This window comes from Aliiglaciecola sp. (genome assembly GCF_039982535.1).
In the GTDB taxonomy this organism is placed as follows: Bacteria; Pseudomonadota; Gammaproteobacteria; order Enterobacterales; family Alteromonadaceae; genus Aliiglaciecola.
In genome coordinates this window covers 143,332-163,426 of the sequence record NZ_JBDWYG010000038.1, presented here as the reverse complement: position 1 = coordinate 163,426, position 20,095 = coordinate 143,332, and the positions used below count along the sequence as shown (strand labels likewise).

Genomic DNA, 20,095 nt, shown 5'->3' with positions numbered 1-20,095 from the left:
TTATTGTTAATTATACCTCAGCCATATTACCTTTAGATTCTAACCAGACCTTACGATCCGACGCGCGCTTTTTAGAAAGTAGCATGTCCATTAATTCCATCATTTGCCCAGCATCCCCTTCGGTAAGTTGAACAAGTCGACGAGTATTAGGATCCATAGTCGTTTCTCTAAGTTGCATAGGGTTCATTTCCCCCAAACCTTTGAATCGTTGCACGTTCACCTTACCGCGTTTCTTTTCGGCTTCAATTCGGTCTAAGATCCCTTGTTTTTCGCCTTCATCAAGGGCGTAATAAACTTCCTTACCCACATCAATTCTAAACAAAGGCGGCATGGCAACATACACATGTCCACGATTGACCAGAGTTCTAAAGTGACGCACAAATAATGCACATAACAAAGTGGCAATGTGTAATCCGTCAGAGTCTGCATCGGCTAAAATACAAATTTTACCGTAACGTAAACCCGTTAAGTCCTCTGAGTCTGGATCTATCCCTAAAGCCACCGATATATCATGGATTTCTTGAGATGCCAGTACTTGGGAAGAATCCACTTCCCAGCTATTTAATATTTTACCGCGCAGGGGCATGATAGCCTGAAAAACACGGTCTCGAGCCTGTTTAGCGGAACCACCCGCAGAATCCCCTTCCACCAAAAACAGTTCAGAACGTTCAATATCCTGATTGGTACAATCGGTCAATTTGCCCGGTAATGCCGGACCTTGAGTAACCTTTTTACGAGCGACTTTTTTACTTTGGCGTAAACGGCGCTGCGCATTGTTAATACACATGTCGGCCAATAACTCAGCCACATCAGTATGTTGATTCAACCATAAACTGAATGCGTCTTTAACCACACCTGAAACAAATGCAGCGGATTGCCGTGACGACAAACGTTCTTTAGTTTGTCCGGCAAATTGCGGATCTTGCATCTTTGTAGACAGAATATAAGCGCATCTATCCCAGATATCTTCCGGTGACAGCTTCACTCCACGGGGTAATAGGTTTCGGTACTCACAAAACTCTCGCATGGATTCAAGTAAGCCTTGTCGGAGTCCATTTACGTGAGTTCCACCTTGTGCAGTAGGGATCAAGTTAACGTAGCTTTCAGTTACCAGTTCTCCACCTTCAGGTAACCACATTACCGCCCAATCTGCGGCTTCATGATTGCCCGCCATTTTACCAACAAATGGAGCATCTTCAGGTAAAGTGATGTAATCACTGACTGACTGATATAGATAGTCTCTTAAGCCATCTTCGAAATACCATTCTTGAGTTTCTTTGGTGATTTTATTGTCGAACTTAATTTTTAAACCAGGACATAAAACCGCTTTAGCGCGCAATATATGCAATAACTTGGTCACAGAGAACTTAGCGGAATCGAAATAAACAGGATCAGGCCAGAACTTTAAGCCAGTTCCGGTATTGCGTTTTCCGCAGGTATCGACAATTTTAAGATCTTCAACTTTGTCGCCGTTTTCGAACGCCATGCTGTAAACATTACCATCACGCCGAATCAATACTTCGACGCGCGTAGACAATGCATTCACCACGGATATTCCCACACCATGCAGACCACCAGAAAACTGGTAATTTTTATTGGAGAATTTACCACCAGCGTGCAACTTGGTCATGATCAATTCGACACCTGAAATGCCTTCTTCTGGGTGAATATCCACCGGCATTCCACGACCGTCATCAACCACTTCCAATGACTGATCTTCATATAAGGTGACTTTGATATTACTGGCGAATCCCGCTAAAGCTTCATCGACACTGTTATCAATAACTTCCTGGCTAAGGTGATTTGGGCGAGTGGTATCGGTATACATCCCAGGACGACGTTTTACCGGATCTAATCCATTAAGGACTTCAATTGCATCAGAATTATATTGGTTTGACATGCTTTTTATTCGATTTTTGTTGCCAAAAGGAGGTGCTTTGTCACACCTATACTTGCATTGATGTTATCAACTCAAGATGAGCTGAGCAATCAACATATTAGGTTTTCTCTACTCTTGAGCGCTAATCATTTTTTTACAGGGTTTTGGAGGCCTAAAGTTAATGAACAACTAAATTAACTTAAGAGAGTAAAAATTTAAAAATTTCTGGCAGATGATCGGCGTAGTTTTGAAAGCTATGATCTCCGCCTTGCTCGATCGTCAGTCTACTATTTGCATATTTTTGCTCAGCTTGACGATAATCCAAGGTTTCATCATTAGTCTGTAATAACGCCCAATACACTCGGGGATCATTTAAGTTAGTTGTGTTCAAATCAATAAGTTGTTGAATATGTGCAGCTTGTAAGGTGAATTCTTGATTAGTGTAAGGGTTAATATGGGTGCCTAAAAAGCCCTCTAACAACTCAAAAGGACGAACAGCTGGATTAATCAATACCGCTTTTCCACCGAATTTCTCAACCAAATGAGTCGACATAAACCCGCCCATGGAACTGCCTATAAAAGCTAATTTTTTACCTGCATATTTACTCACCAAACTTTCCAGCATATGCGCTGCCTCTAAAGGATAATTCGGCACCTGAGGCACTTCCATTGTCAATTCAGGATGATACTCACGCACATACGTAATGGTTTGTTGCGCCTTGACTGATTGCGGAGAGCTCATAAATCCGTGGATATAAATTAGTACATGTTCCATTTATTTAAATTGTTCCTGTTGTAAGCGAAAAGTGGTGCTATCAAAGCTGCCATTGTTATGTAAGTGATAGAGCTTAAACCCTGGCATTTCTTCACTGATTGCAAAATCAGCTTGGGAAGCGAATTGCCAACATGTTGAGGGACTCGAATGAAAATCACACTCTAGAATTTTGTGCTGACTGTCATGATGAATGTGCCCGTATACCACCAACTTCACTTGCGGCAGTGTGGTCACAGCATTGACAAAATCGTCCCGATTAAGCCATTGATGTTTATCCATCCACCCTCCACTAGCTAGGGGGTGATGATGACAAGCAATTAAGTGAAAGTTATTAGGGCTATTTTGCAGATTGTTTTTTAGGTTTCCTAAATCTTTATCACTGACCCGTCCCAAGGTGTCTTGGTATCGGGTATCAATGCCATGTAAAAACCAATTGTGTATTTGCCAAGGTTGGCTGTTGGCTAAATCCAAGTTAGCAAGGAGCTTGTTAAAGGCATTAGATTGATCGTGGTTACCGGCAATCACTTTGAATTTATTTGATAAGTTAAATTGAGCCATTAAAGTTAAAAAGTGCTGGTAACTTTGCTCGCTATCGTCACCTGAAATATCGCCTGTCACCAAGACTCCGTCAGGGTTAAGCTGTTCAACTTTGTCTAGAAGCAACTGTAAACTTTGGTAGGGATTAATATTGTTATAACCGACTTTGTTCTTATCTTTGAACAAGTGGCAATCACTAAGTTGCACTATCTTTGTCATGATGATTTACGTTAAGTCTCAGATGAGCCTATGGATTCTGCGTGACGTAAACAAAACGATAGCCATTCCGCAAGGAAGCGGTTGGTCATTTCCTTTTCGTTAGGTTGGTGCATATTGGTATTAGGGTAAGCATAACTAGGTTTTAACGAGCCGATATGTTGTGCACTAAGTACTTCAGCAACATTGGCATCATGATAAAGTCGAATTTGCATCACTGGCCGCAAAAATGCAGGTACACCATCGGCTAACTGCGCCAACTCAACCGTACTAGTATAGCGGCTGCTATCAATAATTTTAACGCGGTAATACAAACCGTCGTTAATTTCAAAGGTATAACTTAGTGTCACAGTGTCACAATCGGGCAACAAACGAAGTAGACGGGCATAATTAGCCTCACATACCGCCAGCAATGAAGGTAAGTTTGGGACATATTTACGTTGTCGACTAAGTGTTTTCATGCCAAGAATTACGTACTTTTTGTTCGTTAATAAGGAACCATTGTACCGCGATAAGCGTAGCAGCGTTATCGATTTTACCTTGGTTAAGCCAATCAATTGCTTCTAACTTAGTTGCTCGGCGCACTAAGATGTCTTCACTCTCCTGGTCCAGTCCGTGCACGCCTTGTGCAGTTGTTGCATCCACTTCACCAATATAAATATGGATCCGCTCCGTCGTTCCGCCTGGGCTTGAGAGATAACTAAGGGCTTTGTGCATGCGTTTAATCGTTACGCCAGCCTCTTCAAGTGCTTCACGGCGACAGACCTCTTCGATGGACTCATTTTGTTCAATCATTCCTGCAACTATTTCAATCAACCAAGGAGATTCGCTTGTAGCAAATGCGCCTATACGAAACTGTTCAATGAAAACAAATTCATCAAGTATAGGATCAAACAATAATACGGCTACAGCATGACCTCGTTCTAAAACTTCACGGGTAACGAGTTGACTCCACCCACCATCAAATAAACGATGGGTAAATTGATAATTAATAAGTTTAAAAAAACCGTTATATAGGGGTTTGGTTTGACTAATTTTTAAATCGTCTTTGCCAAATGTTGGAAAAGGTTTCAATTTTCAAACTCCAAATTTTATGTAGACTTGCTAATTTATCGGCTCAGTTACCTTGATAAACACGCCATCTCGTAGCCTAATAGCATGATATTTTTACCCTAAACACTATTGTCTAAAATATTAAGGTAAAATACACAAATTAGGTTATTAAAGTACAGAATCAGTGCAAAAGGCGAGTTAAATAACTCTGAATATAGGTTCTGCCAAACATATTCTGTTACACTTCACAGGATACTGTTACCACTTATGGTTTTCGATTAACGCTTGATTTACTTACACTTTGAATCGAAATAAAAATAATCGAAAAAACTAAACATCATGCAATACACTACGGAACAAAAATAGGAAAGCAAATGAAAAAATCAATTCTGTCTCTGCTTATTGGCTTTAGCGTGGCCACTCAAGCCTATGCAGATGATCTTTATCAGGTGTACCAACGCGCACTGGAACAAGATCCTACGATCAATCAAGCGAAAGCTGATCGTGACGCAGCCTTTGAAGGCATATCAATCAGCCGAGCGAACTTATTACCTCAAGTTTCTGGTGTTATTAGCTATAGTAAAAGTAATCAAGAATCACTTAATTATACAAGTGGCAGCTCTTCTCCCTCAATTATCACTACAGACACAACCAATTTAGGTTGGGATATCAACCTGTCGTTGTCAGTTTATGACCATAAAAATTGGGTAGGTCTAGACCGAGCTGAGAAAGTTGCACAGCAGAGCGACACAAATTATGCATTAGCCAAGCAAGAACTGATTGTTAGAACAACCATCGCCTATTTAGCCGTGCTTAGAGCAAAAGATGGTTTGGAATTTGTGCAAGCAGAAAAGCGCGCTATAGAACGCCAGTTAGAACAGACTAAGCAACGTTTTGAAGTGGGTTTGACCGCTATCACTGATGTGCATGAAGCCCAAGCCAATTTTGATAATACCGTTGCCCAAGAAATTGTCGCTGAAAACTTAGTTGAGCTTAGACTAGAAGAATTGCGTGAAATAACCGGTAAATATCACGATAATTTATCGGTACTGAATACCGAGAGCTTTTCGGCTTCCAGACCTATTCCAGAGCGAGTTGATGGCTGGTTGTCTATTGCAGAAGAAAAAAACCTAGATCTTATGGTCAGCAAATTGGCTACTGAAATAGCCAAAGACGATATTAAACATGCTCGTGCTGGTCACTATCCTACACTTAGCCTTACAGCATCAATCGGCAGTGATGACACCGAAGTGCTGGGTATCGACCTACCAGCTCGGGACAATGACTCAATTGGCCTAAGTTTAAATGTGCCCATTTATTCAGGTGGCAGTGTTAGCTCTCAAACAGCCCAAGCAAAATATAACTATATTGCTGCTAGCGAAAGTTTAGAACTGACTCACCGTTCGACTGTTCGTTCTATTCGTAGTTCATATAATGATGTAGTAGCAGCAACCTCTACTATTCGAGCGTTCGAACAAGCGGTTATTTCTGCGCAAAGTGCTTTGCAAGCTACTGAAGCCGGGTTTGACGTGGGTACGCGTACCATAGTTGATGTGCTTAACAGCACGCGTAACCTGTTTGACGCTCGTCGCAACCTTGCTAGCGCTCGTTATGATTTTATCTCAGCAGTAATGACGTTGAAACGTTCAGCGGGTAATCTAACGGAACAAGACTTAGAAGATATTAACCGAGGGCTAAAACCGGCGTCTTGAGTTTATTAAACTTCAGAAAAATCCGTTACCGGTCATGCCGCTAACGGATTTTTTATGTTCACCTAAACACACGTTTTGTTAAGGTATGGACGCTTTATTTAACTTTTTGTTTGGACTTCAACTGACATGAATGCCTCTGCAATAAAAGCCAAATTTATAAAAATTCGTTCGAATAAAATTTTCGAGCTTGTAGTGATTTCAGTGATTATCTTTTCTGCACTACTGGTTGGCGCGAAAACTTATGAGATGTCACCAACCTTGATATCTGTCACCACCTTTCTAGATTGGTTTATAACCTTTTTCTTTTTCACAGAGATAACCATACGTTTTTTTGCAGAGCCTCGAAAACGGGATTTCTTTAAGAGTTTGTGGAATATATTCGACACCTTAATAGTGTTAGTGAGTGTGATACCCGCGGATAATAGCGATATGGCCATCATTGCACGCTTAGTGAGAGTATTTAGAGTACTCAGGATGGTTTCTATTATCCCTGAATTGCGGCTGCTATTAACCTCTTTGGTTAAAGCCATGCCTCAACTCGGCTATGTAATGTTGCTGATGTTTATTATCTTCTATATTTATGGGGCAATTGGCAGCACCTTATTCGAAGAAATAAATCCAGTGTTGTGGGGTGATATAACCATATCCATGTTAACCCTATTTCGAGTCATGACCTTTGAAGATTGGACTGACGTCATGTATGAGACAATGGAGGTTTATCCTCTAAGTTGGATATTTTACCTGACATTCATATTCTTAAGCGCCTTCGCGTTTTTAAATATGGTAATCGGCATTGTGGTGAATGTTATGGAACAGGAGAATGAGAAAGCTCGTAGTGAAAAAATGCTTGAACTGGGAGAGCCGACAATCGCTGATTTATCCAAACAATTGAGTGATATTCACCTGCAGCTAAATAAGTTGAACCAAAACAATCAACCTAAAAAGACAGATATACAATAAACTAAACTGACTATACCAATCTGCTAGGATTTTTAGCCCAAAGTGCGACTAGCAGAATGGTATGGGCAAACAGCAAGCCCTGCTCTTCACTGCTCCATTCTGTGTTTTCTCAGCTTTGTCTGCACGTTGTAAAGATTTATGTTCACCGGTTTTAAAATTTATTCAATTCAAATGAGAGTAAAGTCGTTCTAATTACACTATAAAGATAGAGCGTCAAAAAATAATTGACGCAAAGGCGTTTTAGAAGGACTTAAGCGTCAAAAGTATAACTAACCATAACTATTAGGTAAATTAAATAACCAATATAAGCGCCAAAAGTTGTATTATTCAATTTTTAAAAGCTGGCATTGTTTTCGCTTAGTAATAATTTAAGTGAATAAAAACAAATATTAGCTAACAAAGATGAGAGCAATGAACAGAATTGTTTTGCCCATTGCTTACATCATTAATGGAATAAAATTATGCGTATTAAAAGAGTCTCAGAACCATTCAAGCACTTGGCTGGAAAGTCTTTTAAGTTAGTTTGTATAGATTTGAATAGGGAAAGTTCAAACCAAAAGTCTAAAGTTCATGTGAACAATGTGATTAATTTTCCTTTTTCTCCAAAGTGTAAGAATTTCAAAAAAGATTAGAATTATTTTCTGATTTATTAAGATTAAATAAAAAGGGAGCATAAGCTCCCTTTTTTGATATATCGACTTTTTAGAGGTTCTTACCGAAACCTTATGGCTTTAAATCCCATATTGATTTTTTAGATTTTTAACCCGCTCAATATTATTTTCAGCGGTAAAAGTACGTTCACTTAGCTTCCGTCTCCCCAAGGTATTGTTGCCACTCGCGAATAAAACTTCCACGTAATTAAGATATATCTCATTATTTTTCATGGAATCATTTATGACACGATCATAATACTTTAAGGATTCATCATACTTTTCTTGCTTCATTAAAGCTTGAGCCAAAGTATCCACTGCATCAGGATTATCAGGATATTGCTCTACGGCTTGTTTAGCGTATTTTTCAGCCTCTTTTAACCGTCCATTTTGAGCGTACAAATACGCTAGGTTATTTAACACCACAAAATTATTTGGATTTAGCTCCAAGGTTTTTTCATAAGTCGCTATGGCGGTTTCCTCATCACCACTTATTTGCCGTTCAGCAATCATCATTTTCACAGCAATGTCATTGGGGTATTTTTCCGCATGTTGCTGCAATAATGAAAGTGCTTCAGGCTTTTTATCAAGTCGTTCTAAATTTACTGCTAACAAAACTGCATTTCGACTATTTGGTACAGCCTCATAAACCGCTTTAGAATTTTCTAGCGCCTCTGCATATTTCTCTTCAGACATTTGAATCCGAGCTTTGAAACCTTTTGCAACAGGCAACTGTTGAGTTTTATCAGGCAAATTAGATAACGCAGCCTTAGCTTCCTCAAATTGTCTAGACATCACTAGAAAGTGGGTTTTTAATACTTCAACGCTCAGATCATCTCGAGCGTCAAGAAAGCGGCTACTTAATTCAGCCCCTTCGGTAAAGGCTCCTTTAGCATCAAGCAATAACATTTTACCGATGTTGGCAGCTTTGCTATTAGGATAGGCAGCTAGCCACTTATCATAATGTTGATTTGCATCTGCTATACCACCAATTCCTAGCAGCGCTTTACCTTTTAAGTTCCAATAAGTCGCTGGCGCAGTCTCATCATCTGGAACGCCTTCTAAAGATGCTAACACGTCATCCCATTTCTTTTCCGTTAAGTACATGCGAGCCACGACTAACTTCAACGAAACATTTTGTGGATCATTTTTCAGCGCGGTTAAGGCGGGCTCCATGCCCTTAGCATTCTCTTTGATTTGCATGTGAGAGAGATAATAAGAGGCTAACGCAGGCACGAAATTTGGTTTTTTAGCTAAGATTGCCAACAATTTTTGATGCCCGCTGTCTCTATCCCCTCTGGCAATGTCTAAATTAGCAATAGCTAACTTAATCAGGCCATTTTCAGCATCCAGAACTTCAGCCTGCTTGTACATATCCATTGCAGTATCATAGTCTTTTTGTTTAGTGGCTAACTCCCCAGCCAACATATAACCTTTAAAATCATCAGGGTTAGTAGAAATCCATTCCTCAGCTAGAGCTTCAGCTTTATCGAGTTGACCAGTAGCCAAATAAGCATTTGCTAAAGTGGCTTTAGTCACAGCCATATCAGGGCTTTGCTCAAGAGCATTTTCTAAATCAACGATGCCACTAACATCATTCAGGGAAAGTCTTAGCACGCCTAAACGCGTTAAATCCTCAGCAGAACGGCTTATTTCCGCTGAACGTGCAATCACTTCTTTAGCATCATTCAGGTTACCAGCACGAATTAATTCATATCCAGCTTTGCTAAACAACTTAGCATCTTGTTCTGTTACTTCACTGAACATTTCCAACACATTGCTGGCATCTTCAGATAAGCCAAGCTCCAATTGGCTTGCTGCTAACATTTTTAACGCTGGATGGTTAGGTTGCAAAGAACTGGCGATATAAGACAAGTGAGTATTTGCAGCCTCATAATCCTCAAGGACATAAGCAGCATATCCGGCAATCAATCTTAGAACTGGGTCACCACGGCCACTTTGAATCGCTTTTTCAGCATATTTTTGTGCATTTTCATGCTCATTTTTAGCCGCGCTCACAACACTTTTTAATTGATTAAGTAATGCGTTTTCTTGATTGATCGCGAGCAATTGATCGATGTAGGGTTCGGCTTCGGTTATTTTACCGTTGTCGACTAAAAGTTTTGCTAAAACAAAAACGATTTGCGTATCTTCTGGATATGCTTCCAAATAAGACACATAAACGTCAGCGGCTTTATCTACCTGCTGAGTGCGCAAATACAATTGACCTTGCAGTTTGAGGACGTCGGCGTTTTCTGGGTATTTTTGCGCTAGAGTTTCTGTTTTACTTACCGCCTCATCAACGTTTTGCTCTAACACTAAACCAAATACTTCAACTAACCCAGAATACACTGTATCTGCATTAACCGTACTCAGTTGTTCCAATAACAATTTCGCATCCGCTTCTTTGCCTAATTGAGCCAAAGATTGTAATTTGAAAAAGCCCACTTCCATTTCTTGTTCTGGGGTCATTCCCGCTTCGGTATGATCAATTTGGCTTAATTCCGCATAAGCACCAGAATTTTGGTAAGCCTGTGATAATAAGGGGATAACATCAGAAGCAGGCTGTCCATATTCTAATGCTCGGTTTAGTTCTTTTTCTGCACTTTCATATTGTTTTTGCTTTAAATACACTTTCCCCAATTCAAATCGGGCAATTGGATTTCTAGGGTCAGCTTGAACCGCACTTTTCAGTTCAATAACGGCAGAATTTAATTTATTTTGTGCAACAAACTCTTGAGCAGAGGTTAAATGTTCTTCACTTGTTTTCTGGGTACATCCGAGAATGAGGCTAACGCTAATTGCTATTAGTAATTTTCTCATGTTGTTAACTCTTCCTTAATGTCAAATTAGCTCTATTTGGTTCTATGCTTCAAGACTAATTATATTTTTACAGCAGGGTTTAGTCTAAAAACCAATAGACTAACACCGATTTTATTAAAATTAAGCTTCTAATGTTAAGTCGTGGTTAATAGCCAGTTAAAAAACAAAAAATTATCACCAGAAATGGCACCTTTGTTGGCTTAAAATAAGGTTATCTAATATACTACGACTTTAATCAATACCGGCCTTTAGGCACTTTTCAAGATTGCCTGTTTAGCTGTAATTAGCTGATGTCAGTTAATTACTTATCCGGTAACCAGGGATCATGAATGACCAGTACGACAGATATAACCTTTAAAGAACTTAATCTACCTGAAGCACTCTTGCAAGCAATTGAAAAAGTTGGCTACGAAAAACCATCTCCAATTCAAGCCGAGAGTATCCCGTTAATATTACAAGGCCATGACTTACTAGGCCAAGCACAAACGGGTACGGGGAAAACCGGTGCGTTTGCACTTCCTATGTTGGCCAACCTAGATATTGATGCTGACTTCACGCAATTATTGGTATTAGCCCCAACTCGGGAATTAGCTATTCAAGTTGCAGAAGCGTTTCAAGTTTACGCTAGCTTTTCGAAAAAAATTCGCGTCTTGCCAATTTACGGTGGCCAATCTTACGACAATCAAATTCGCCAGCTAAAACGTGGTGTTCAAGTGGTTGTTGGTACTCCGGGACGTGTTATCGACCATATCAAGCGCGGCACCCTTAAACTCGACAAGTTACGCTTTTTGGTATTGGATGAAGCCGATGAAATGTTGCGTATGGGTTTCATTGACGATGTAGAGTGGATTTTAGGCCATGCACCTGAAACACGCCAAACGGCATTGTTTTCAGCTACTATGCCAGCGCCAATCAAAAAAATAACAGAACGTTATTTAAACAATCCAAAACATGTGAAAATTGCTTCTAAAGTCAGTACTGCTAGTACCATTAAACAGCGTTTCTGTCAGGTTGCAGGACATCACAAGTTAGAAGCTCTAACCCGAATTATGGAAGTGGAAGAATTTGATGGTGTCATCATATTCGTTCGTACCAAAACAGCAACGGTAGAGTTAGCCGACAAACTTTCAGCTCGCGGTTACGATGTTGAACCTTTGAACGGTGATATAGCGCAAAATGCCAGAGAAAGAACGGTTGACCGTCTTAAGCAAGGTAAAATAGATATTCTTGTAGCTACCGACGTTGTAGCTCGAGGATTGGATGTTGAACGCGTAAGCCATGTTATTAACTACGACGTTCCTTATGATACAGAATCTTATGTTCACAGAATTGGACGAACTGGTCGTGCAGGACGCCAAGGTGATGCGATTCTATTCATATCACATCGTGAAAAGCGCATGTTGTTCTCAATTGAAAAAGCGACGAAACAAAGTATTGAACAAATGCCAATTCCGTCAATTTCTGAAATTAATCAAACTCGTTTGTCTCGATTCAAAACCAGTGTAATTGAAGCAATTCAAGACGATTCAATCGAAAGCTTGATTCCTATTGTAGAGTCTATTCAAAAAGAAACCGAAGCGGCTCCAGAAAAAATCATGGCAGCGTTGGCTAAAATTGCACAAGGCGATGAGCCATTAATTCTTAAAGAAGGTGACCGCCCTGACTTAAACGCTAAACCTGCTTACAACGAGAGAGATCGTGGACCTCGTAGTGGTGGCAGAGAACGTGGTTCAAGAGAAGAACGTGGTGGTCGCGGTCGTAATCGTAGCAGTAAACCAGACGAAGGAATGCAACGTTATAGAATTGATGTTGGTCATTCTCATGGAGCTAAACCTGGCAACATAGTTGGCGCGATTGCCAATGAAGCGAATATTAGCAGTAAGAATATTGGTGCCATTGAGATCTTCGATAGCTTTAGTACCGTTGACCTGCCTAAGGGCATGCCAGCTAACACCTTTGGTGTGCTTGAGAAAACTCGTGTAGCGGGGCAACGATTGGCCATTCGTGAGTGGAGTGATGAGCCACCGAAACGTAAATCGCGTAAATTCGATAAACGTTAATATACTAAACCCGCTCACAAGGCGGGTTTTTTGATTCAAAACCTAAATAACCAAACGAACTATCAATTAGTTTTTAATACTTTTGCTATATATAAAATTTCACGCAGAATCTACTTCTAAATGATTACAATAGGCAGCTAACATGCGTTATTTCCCGATTTTTATTGATACTCAAGAGTTAAATTGCTTAGTAGTAGGTGCTGGGGAAGTGGCTGCCCGTAAGATAGAGTTACTACTTAAAAGCGAAGCTAAGATTACCGTTGTAGCACCTTGGATGTGTAGCACTGTAGAGCAATTTGCCGAACAAGGGTTGATTACCGCGATAACAAGAGAGTTTGATCAAGGTGATATTGATAAGCGCGACCTGATTTTTGTCGCCACTGATAACAGCGAGGTGAATCAGCAGGTTCATAAGCTTGCGAGTGCCGCAAATATTCTCGTTAATGTGGTAGATAACACGCCTTTGTGTAAGTTTATTACTCCCTCAATCATTGACCGTTCACCAATAGTGATAGCCATGAGTAGCGGTGGCGTTGCACCGGTTTTACTGCGCTATTTACGTCAAAAACTAGAGTCTTTCATTCCGCAAAAAATCTCGCTTTTAGGTCAATTTTCGGAGAAATTTAGAGAGCAAGTGAAACAACGTTTGTCGTCGGTCACGTCTCGAAGGTTTTTTTGGGAAGATGTACTTGATGGTCCTATCGCAGAACAGATTTTAAATGGTAATCAGCAAAAAGCTGAATCGATGTTTGCTGAGTCATTAGCAAACCATGAGCAAAAGAAAGTTCACGGTGAGGTGTATTTAGTGGGAGCTGGCCCCGGTGATCCCGACTTACTCACGTTTAAAGCCCTACGTTTAATGCAAAAAGCCGACGTTGTTGTATACGACAGGCTAGTTTCCAAAGAAGTTTTAGAGCTAGTTCGCAGAGATGCTGAAAAAATCTATGTGGGAAAAGCAAAAAGCCAACATACCCTACCCCAGCAAGATATTAACGTATTACTCGCTGATCTTGCCGCAGACGGTCAAAGAGTTGTCAGACTCAAAGGCGGTGATCCCTTTATCTTTGGACGAGGTGGCGAAGAAATAGAAACCCTTGTAGACCGCAATGTTTCTTTCCAAGTTGTGCCTGGTATTACCGCAGCAACAGGAGCTGCAAGTTATGCAGGGATCCCGTTAACCCATAGAGATCATGCGCAATCAGTGGTTTTTGCCACTGGGCATTTAAAAGACAACACCATTGATCTAGATTGGCCAGCGTTAGTTCAAAAAAATCAAACCATCGTCTTTTATATGGGAATAACGGGTTTGGCGATTATCCGTGACAAACTCATTGAACATGGCATGCCCAAAGATATGCCTATTGCAATGGTGCAATCTGCCACAACAGACAAACAAAAAGTGGTTACAGGCAGTTTAATTACAATACAAGAACTTGCCGAAGAAGCTGAGATAAAACCACCTTCTCTTATCATTATTGGCACTGTTGTTACCTTGAGAGAAAAACTAAATTGGTTTGCGACTGAACAACCCACTAACTAAGGGGATAATTGGTTAGCGGCAAATTTAACCTCAACACTGATATTCGCTACTATGCTTAATACCAAGAGAGGGTGAATACCAATGAAAGCATTATTAATTGTTCTGTGCCTACTATTTGTAATAGGGATAATATCCCCAGCCAATGCACAACAACTGCAATTTAAAAAATCATCAGATAGTGATACATACACCTACAATTACAAGTGGGTTGACCAAGCTAAACAAACGAACACATTAAGCTTTTCAGTCGATAAAACCACTGCCCAAGAACAGTATAAAAATCAAACCGTCTTTAAACCGGAAATTGCGCAACGTTATGTCTACGTTGAATTGATGAAGCAAGCACAAAAAGTCAGCCCAAAGGAAGCTCGAGTCACCATTCAACAACGTGGTGAACGGTTAGAGATGAAAGTATCCAGTCGGGATCAAGCCATGCTCGATAAGTGGAAATCATTGATGTCTGAAAAGCAGGAAAGCGCCTTTGATGACTACTTATTTGCCAATCATTATACGCGTTTTGTTAATCACTTAGGTCAAGAAGGGGTGATTCCTGATCACATTCGCTATATCCAACAAAGTAGAGCGTTTTTATTGCCCGCTGCCCAAGCAATATATGAGCAATTAGACGAGGGAACGGACACAAGAGCATATGTGAATTTAATGCTAGGCTGGATCCAAAGTATTCCCTATAACCAACTAACCAGTCGCGTCGATGCCAACGGTGCTGGTTTTTTCACACCTTTAGAGGTACTTAATAACAACAAAGGAGATTGCGATAGCAAAGCGACCTTAACCGCATCGTTAATGCGTTCACTGCTTCCAGATTTGAGTATGGCAATGGTATACCTCCCCAATCACGCACTGTTAGCCGTTAACTTAGGTGAGCGCCCAAATGAAAAATCCATAAATATTCGTGGTGCTCAACACGTTTTAATAGAACCTACAGGGCCTGCAATGGTAGGCATTGGCGAAATCTCTGATGAGACAGCTAGACATATCGCAAATGGCAGTTACAAAGTGGTGATGATTCCTTAATCACTATTCACCTCAAAGACGATAATGTTCTTTGTTCAATTAATCTTCTAAGACCTGTTGAGGTAATAGTGGGCCTCACATGAACTTCAACCGCCAAACTATACATTAGCACTTTTATGCCTGAAAATTTACGTTGTAGATAAAATAAAAAAGGAGATGCAAAGCACCTCCTTTAAGTTTATTTGATGGCTATTTCAGTTAACTTAATTTACAAATTTTCTTCTGCAAATTCAGCTAAACGACTTCTCACTACACCATCTAAATTGATAGTTGCACTACCTGAGAAGTCTTTAAATTTCTCCACCAAATAAGTCAAACCAGAGGTGACTGCAGATAAGTAATTACTATCAATCTGAGCTAAGTTTCCGCCACAAATTAGCTTAGTACCTTCGCCACATCGAGTTATGATGGTTTTTAGTTGGGAAGCTGTAAGGTTTTGTGATTCATCTAAAATAACAATGGCATTTTGGATACTACGACCACGCATAAAGTTAACCGACTTAAACTGAATATTGGCCTTTTCCATGATGTAACTCATAGAACCTTTCACGTTTTCATCGTTTTTATGCAGCACTTCTAAAGAATCCGTAATGGCTGCTAACCAAGGTGCCATTTTTTCTTCTTCGGTACCGGGCAAGAAGCCGATAGATTCTGCTATTTCCGGGGTACTACGGGTGACGATAATTTTATCGTACATATTTTTTTCGATGACCATTTCTAGGGCAGCAGCCAGTGCAAGCAGAGTCTTACCACTTCCAGCAGGCCCAGTCAGAATCACTAAATCGATATGCGGATCAAGTAACGCATGGAATGCCATGGCTTGGCCGATATTTTTCGGTGATATTCCCCAAGCATTGCGCCCCATAAGCCGATCGTAACCTAAGTCGAGTACCTCTAGCGTATCGCTGCTAATGTTTTCCACTAAACCTGCGAATTGCTCTTCATCATCAATTAAAAACTCATTGATATAGGCTTCTGGTAAGGCTTTTTTATCAATGGTGTGAATCGTATCTCGCCCTTCAGTGCGACTATCAACAGTTTTCACACATTGCCAAAAATCGCCGTTGAATGTGTGATAGCCCTTAGATAAATACTTGATGTCACTGATTAACTGGTCGGTTCGATAGTCTTCAACATGGGCTAATCCAGCTCCTTTGGCTTTTAAGCGCATATTGATATCTTTGGTTACCAAAACAACCTGTCTGGGAAGCTTGATCTTTTGTAGATGCAAGGCAGCATTGATGATGCGATTGTCATTATCATTGCTAGTGAACACCTGCTGTTCAAAGGGTAACCCGTGATCAGCAAAAATAGATAGCTGACCCGTAGGAGCTGACTCACCAGAGCCGAGTCCTGACATTGCCACCCCATCTATCATTTGTTCAGGTGTCGCTTCGTGGAGTAAATCCTCCATTGCACGAATAGAGACTCTTGCATCCCGAGCTACGTCTTTTTTACTGTCTTTGATGTAGTCTAGTTCTTCTAAAACCGTCATGGGGACGACGACATCGTGTTCTTTGAAAGAGAGAAAGGCGAGAGGTTCATGTAAGAGGATATTGGTATCGAGCACATAAAGTTTAGTATTTATTTCAGCTTTTTCTGGCATCCGCTACTCCGTTTAACTGCCCGCATAGAAAATAGGCGCATGGTTTTAACTAAATCCATAGTTACCATAAACCACTTTTTCAGCACTTTCACCAACTTTTACAAAAGACTTTAACGGTTATAAAAAATCACATATAGATCAATATCTTTTTTATAGCCTAGGGATTCTTGTTAAACAATTCAGTAGCGCCAATTACCCTCAATTAAAACTTATAGGATGATTTTTAGTCTTTACTTTTTGCACCTATACTTATTTACTAAAAGCACAGTGATAACACACTGCAAAAGTGCATTATAAGCGTTATAATCTCGCTCTTTATGATTTGGCGAAAGCCCTTAATTGGCAAAATAGGCATGCTTAGAATTGGCCTGTAAAGCTCAAGAGATTTTCTACTATGACACAAACGAACAACTTTGCTTTAGGGCAACGTTGGCTTAGCAATACTGAGTCAGAACTTGGCCTAGGCACTATCATTGCCGTAAACAACAGAACCGTTGAGATACTCTTTCCCGCCATCGGTGAAACCCGCACATACGCTCCGGCATCAGCGCCTTTAACCCGCGTAACATTTGAAATTGGCGACAAGGTCACTAGTTATGAAAGCTGGCAATTTATAGTTGCAAGCATAAGCGAACAATCCAGCATGCTAACCTATCATGGCAAACGCATAGACACTGGGGAGCAAGTCGATTTAAAAGAAACCTTTATCGATCACCATTTTCAATTAAACCAACCACAAAAAAGGCTGTTAGCGGGTCAGGTTGATGAGCCTAAATGGTTCGATATTCGCGAAAAATGTATTACCCAGCAATATCAGCACGACACTTCAGACTTATTGGGCTTTTTGGGAGCCCGAGTTGATATTATTCCCCATCAGTTACACATCGCATCTGAAGTAGGCCGCCGTCATGCTCCTCGAGTGTTACTAGCCGATGAAGTGGGCTTAGGAAAAACCATTGAAGCGGCATTAATTATCCATCAACAATTGTTAACTGGTCGGGCACAGCGGATCTTGATAGTGGTGCCAAATAGTTTAGTCCATCAATGGTTAGTGGAAATGTTAAGACGAGTTAACTTGGCCTTTTCAATCTTTGATGAAGAACGCTGCCAAGCCATGGCAGAAGAAACCGGTAACCCTTTTGAAGCTGAGCAATTAGTACTTTGTAGTCTCGACTTCCTTACCCACAATAGCCGCTATTTCCAGCAAGCTTGTGAAGCTCCGTGGGACTTAATGGTAGTCGATGAAGCCCATCATTTAACTTGGTCACAAGGACAACCTTCCCAAGAATATGAAGTAATAGAACAGTTGGCTCAAGTGACTAAAGGTGTGCTTTTATTAACCGCCACCCCAGATCAACTAGGCCATGAAAGTCATTTTGCTCGTTTACGCATTTTAGATCCGGCTCGTTTCCATAGTTATCAAGAGTTCGTGCAAGAAGAACAACAATATAGCCAGCTTGCTCAAGCAATAGAGCCGCTACTAACGATGGATGATACTGAAGTCACTCTCAGCCAAGAGGCTATTCAAGCGATACAGGAATTCGCCGGTGAAGACTTAGTGTCTAGTGTAGAACTCGCCGATGAGGCTAGCAGAGAGAAGTTAATTCGCCAACTTTTAGATAGACATGGTACCGGACGAGTATTGTTTAGAAACAGTCGTTCAGGTGTTAGCGGATTCCCTGCCCGAGAGTTGTTGTCTTACCCCTTACAAATGCCTGAAGAATATGAACAACATCTTGAAATTGAACTCGACTCAAGCCGCTTGTTATCTCCAGAGCGGATCCCTGAATTAGTCGATAGTTGGACCGACTTCGACCCCAGAATCGACTGGTTTATCGATCATTTGCAGCAACTGCGGGGAGAAAAAGTGTTGGCTATATGTGCCAAGGCATCTACCGCCCTAATGTTGGCTGAAGCGTTACGTCGTAAATCAGGTATTAGAGCCGGTGTATTCCATGAAGGATTGAGCATTGTCGAACGCGACCGTACAGCTAACTTTTTTGCCCAATCTGAAGAAGGCGCTCAAGTTCTGATTTGTAGTGAGATTGGTAGTGAGGGGCGAAACTTCCAATTCGCCCATCATTTAGTGTTATTCGATTTGCCACAAGTTCCTGATTTATTGGAGCAACGTATTGGTAGACTCGACCGGATTGGTCAAAAACACGATGTAAAAGTGCATGTGCCATTTTTTGTGAACTCTGCCCAACAGGTTATGTTGGAGTGGTATCACGATGGGCTCAACGCCTTTGAATTAACCTGCCCTGCTGGAACCAGTGTTTATGAAGAAGTAGAAGAGATGTTACTCACGTCCCTTCAAAATCCTCATGATGAGTTAGCCAAACGCAAACTTATCGAAGACACTCAAGTTATTTATGCTCAATTGAAAAGTAAATTGGAGCAAGGCAGAGATAAATTATTAGAAATTAACTCATCTGGTAAAGGTAAAGTTCAACAACTTATCGAAGGGATTGAGGATTCGGATAACTCCCCTAAACTTGAGCGCTTCATGACCCAGCTGTTCGACACCATAGGTGTTCTGCAGGAAGAAACAGACGACGACTGTTACCTACTAAAACAGACAGAATCTATGCATACGCAACTTCCAGGGCTTGAAGAAGAAGGTATGACGATCACATATGAGCGCAACACAGCCACAAAATTAGAACACGTACACTTTTTCAGTTGGGATCACCCCATGGTGCAACACGCAATGGATACCATCACAACCGATGTGCAAGGTAAAAGTGCTATTGCGATGAACAGAGATAAGTCTCTTCCACCTGGTTACTATTGGTTAGAGTGTTTGTTTGTTCTATCCACAAAAGCAGAAAAACACTTGCAAGTGAATCGTTATATGCCCGCCACACCGATTAAAATCACTGTTGATCCCAAAGGGCAGCAAACGGATAAAGTGTTTTATATGCTCGATAGGGTGAAACCTAAAATGTCTGCGCAGCTGGTCAACGCGCTGCAATCGCAAATAGAAAAGGCGATACATCAAGCGACGGATATAGCCACGGATTCAGCCGAAAACATTAAACAGCAATGTATCGATAGTATGCAAAATAGTTTGCAGGAAGAACTAAATCGCTTACAAAGTTTGAGTGTGGTTAACAAGTCTATTCGGGAAGAAGAATTAGATTTTATTCGCAATCAGTTGGACGCACTGAACAAAGCTTTGGAAAATGCCGAAGTGCATTTAGAAGCGGTGAGATTAGTAGTTAATAATCATTAATGAACGATGACAAA

At 40.7% G+C, this 20,095-nt stretch carries 13 protein-coding genes; 6 read left to right on the top strand and 7 right to left on the bottom strand.

The genetic code is table 11. From position 1 onward, the window contains the following. Window positions 1–10: 10 nt before the first annotated feature. From parE to nudF, 5 genes are all read right to left on the bottom strand, one after another. Window positions 11–1,900, bottom strand: coding sequence for a DNA topoisomerase IV subunit B (parE, locus tag ABJV04_RS09865; RefSeq protein WP_348491356.1), 1,890 nt, complete (start codon window positions 1,898–1,900; stop codon window positions 11–13). A 178-nt stretch (window positions 1,901–2,078) separates the two neighbouring features. Further along, window positions 2,079–2,654 carry a YqiA/YcfP family alpha/beta fold hydrolase gene (locus ABJV04_RS09860; protein ID WP_348491355.1) on the bottom strand — a complete coding sequence of 192 codons (576 nt, stop codon included), beginning with the start codon at window positions 2,652–2,654 and terminating at the stop codon, window positions 2,079–2,081. Then, window positions 2,655–3,410, bottom strand: coding sequence for a metallophosphoesterase (locus ABJV04_RS09855; RefSeq protein ID WP_348491354.1), 756 nt, complete (start codon window positions 3,408–3,410; stop codon window positions 2,655–2,657). Between the two features lie 11 nt (window positions 3,411–3,421). Then, window positions 3,422–3,868 carry a DUF1249 domain-containing protein gene (locus ABJV04_RS09850; RefSeq protein WP_348491353.1) on the bottom strand — a complete coding sequence of 149 codons (447 nt, stop codon included), beginning with the start codon at window positions 3,866–3,868 and terminating at the stop codon, window positions 3,422–3,424. Then, a complete protein-coding gene (nudF, locus tag ABJV04_RS09845) occupies window positions 3,855–4,481 on the bottom strand; it encodes an ADP-ribose diphosphatase (protein WP_348491352.1) in 627 nt (208 codons plus the stop codon). The genes ABJV04_RS09850 and nudF overlap by 14 nt, the downstream gene beginning before the upstream one ends. Before the next feature lie 353 nt (window positions 4,482–4,834). Between nudF and tolC the strand changes: the two genes are divergently transcribed. After that, window positions 4,835–6,172 (top strand): outer membrane channel protein TolC, encoded by a 1,338-nt coding sequence (tolC, locus tag ABJV04_RS09840; RefSeq protein ID WP_348491351.1) that lies wholly within the window; start codon window positions 4,835–4,837, stop codon window positions 6,170–6,172. Between the two features lie 126 nt (window positions 6,173–6,298). Beyond that, window positions 6,299–7,132: an ion transporter gene (locus ABJV04_RS09835; RefSeq protein ID WP_348491350.1), complete on the top strand. Its 834-nt coding sequence runs from the start codon at window positions 6,299–6,301 to the stop codon at window positions 7,130–7,132. A gap of 731 nt (window positions 7,133–7,863) precedes the next feature. Here ABJV04_RS09835 and prsT read toward each other — a convergent pair. Beyond that, on the bottom strand, window positions 7,864–10,605 hold the full coding sequence (prsT, locus tag ABJV04_RS09830; protein ID WP_348491349.1) for an XrtA/PEP-CTERM system TPR-repeat protein PrsT: 2,742 nt from the start codon (window positions 10,603–10,605) through the stop codon (window positions 7,864–7,866). Between the two features lie 329 nt (window positions 10,606–10,934). Here prsT and ABJV04_RS09825 point away from each other — a divergent pair, with 329 nt between their 5' ends. The 3 genes from ABJV04_RS09825 (at window position 10,935) to ABJV04_RS09815 (ending at window position 15,240) form a co-directional block, all read left to right on the top strand. Then, window positions 10,935–12,665 carry a DEAD/DEAH box helicase gene (locus tag ABJV04_RS09825; RefSeq protein WP_348491348.1) on the top strand — a complete coding sequence of 577 codons (1,731 nt, stop codon included), beginning with the start codon at window positions 10,935–10,937 and terminating at the stop codon, window positions 12,663–12,665. 142 nt (window positions 12,666–12,807) lie between these two features. Beyond that, window positions 12,808–14,205, top strand: a complete 1,398-nt coding sequence (cysG, locus tag ABJV04_RS09820) for a siroheme synthase CysG (protein ID WP_348491347.1) — start codon at window positions 12,808–12,810, stop codon at window positions 14,203–14,205. Between the two features lie 81 nt (window positions 14,206–14,286). Further along, a complete protein-coding gene (locus tag ABJV04_RS09815; RefSeq protein WP_348491346.1) occupies window positions 14,287–15,240 on the top strand; it encodes a hypothetical protein in 954 nt (317 codons plus the stop codon). Between the two features lie 208 nt (window positions 15,241–15,448). On the opposite strand, the gene ABJV04_RS09810 is transcribed toward ABJV04_RS09815, so the two are convergent. After that, a complete protein-coding gene (locus ABJV04_RS09810) occupies window positions 15,449–16,846 on the bottom strand; it encodes a PhoH family protein (protein WP_348491345.1) in 1,398 nt (465 codons plus the stop codon). Window positions 16,847–17,240: 394 nt separating this feature from the next. Here ABJV04_RS09810 and rapA point away from each other — a divergent pair, with 394 nt between their 5' ends. After that, window positions 17,241–20,081 (top strand): RNA polymerase-associated protein RapA, encoded by a 2,841-nt coding sequence (gene rapA, locus ABJV04_RS09805; RefSeq protein WP_348491344.1) that lies wholly within the window; start codon window positions 17,241–17,243, stop codon window positions 20,079–20,081. Window positions 20,082–20,095 lie beyond the last annotated feature (14 nt).

Excerpts from the sequence above, each read along its gene's own strand:
- rapA (WP_348491344.1), top strand. The coding sequence starts at position 17,241 with ATGACACAAACGAACAACTTTGCTTTAGGGCAACGTTGGCTTAGCAAT.
- ABJV04_RS09815 (WP_348491346.1), top strand. The coding sequence starts at position 14,287 with ATGAAAGCATTATTAATTGTTCTGTGCCTACTATTTGTAATAGGGATA.
- tolC (WP_348491351.1), top strand. The coding sequence starts at position 4,835 with ATGAAAAAATCAATTCTGTCTCTGCTTATTGGCTTTAGCGTGGCCACT.
- ABJV04_RS09850 (WP_348491353.1), bottom strand. The coding sequence starts at position 3,868 with ATGAAAACACTTAGTCGACAACGTAAATATGTCCCAAACTTACCTTCA.
- ABJV04_RS09825 (WP_348491348.1), top strand. The coding sequence starts at position 10,935 with ATGACCAGTACGACAGATATAACCTTTAAAGAACTTAATCTACCTGAA.
- ABJV04_RS09860 (WP_348491355.1), bottom strand. The coding sequence starts at position 2,654 with ATGGAACATGTACTAATTTATATCCACGGATTTATGAGCTCTCCGCAA.
- cysG (WP_348491347.1), top strand. The coding sequence starts at position 12,808 with ATGCGTTATTTCCCGATTTTTATTGATACTCAAGAGTTAAATTGCTTA.
- prsT (WP_348491349.1), bottom strand. The coding sequence starts at position 10,605 with ATGAGAAAATTACTAATAGCAATTAGCGTTAGCCTCATTCTCGGATGT.
- parE (WP_348491356.1), bottom strand. The coding sequence starts at position 1,900 with ATGTCAAACCAATATAATTCTGATGCAATTGAAGTCCTTAATGGATTA.
- ABJV04_RS09810 (WP_348491345.1), bottom strand. The coding sequence starts at position 16,846 with ATGCCAGAAAAAGCTGAAATAAATACTAAACTTTATGTGCTCGATACC.
- ABJV04_RS09855 (WP_348491354.1), bottom strand. The coding sequence starts at position 3,410 with ATGACAAAGATAGTGCAACTTAGTGATTGCCACTTGTTCAAAGATAAG.
- ABJV04_RS09835 (WP_348491350.1), top strand. The coding sequence starts at position 6,299 with ATGAATGCCTCTGCAATAAAAGCCAAATTTATAAAAATTCGTTCGAAT.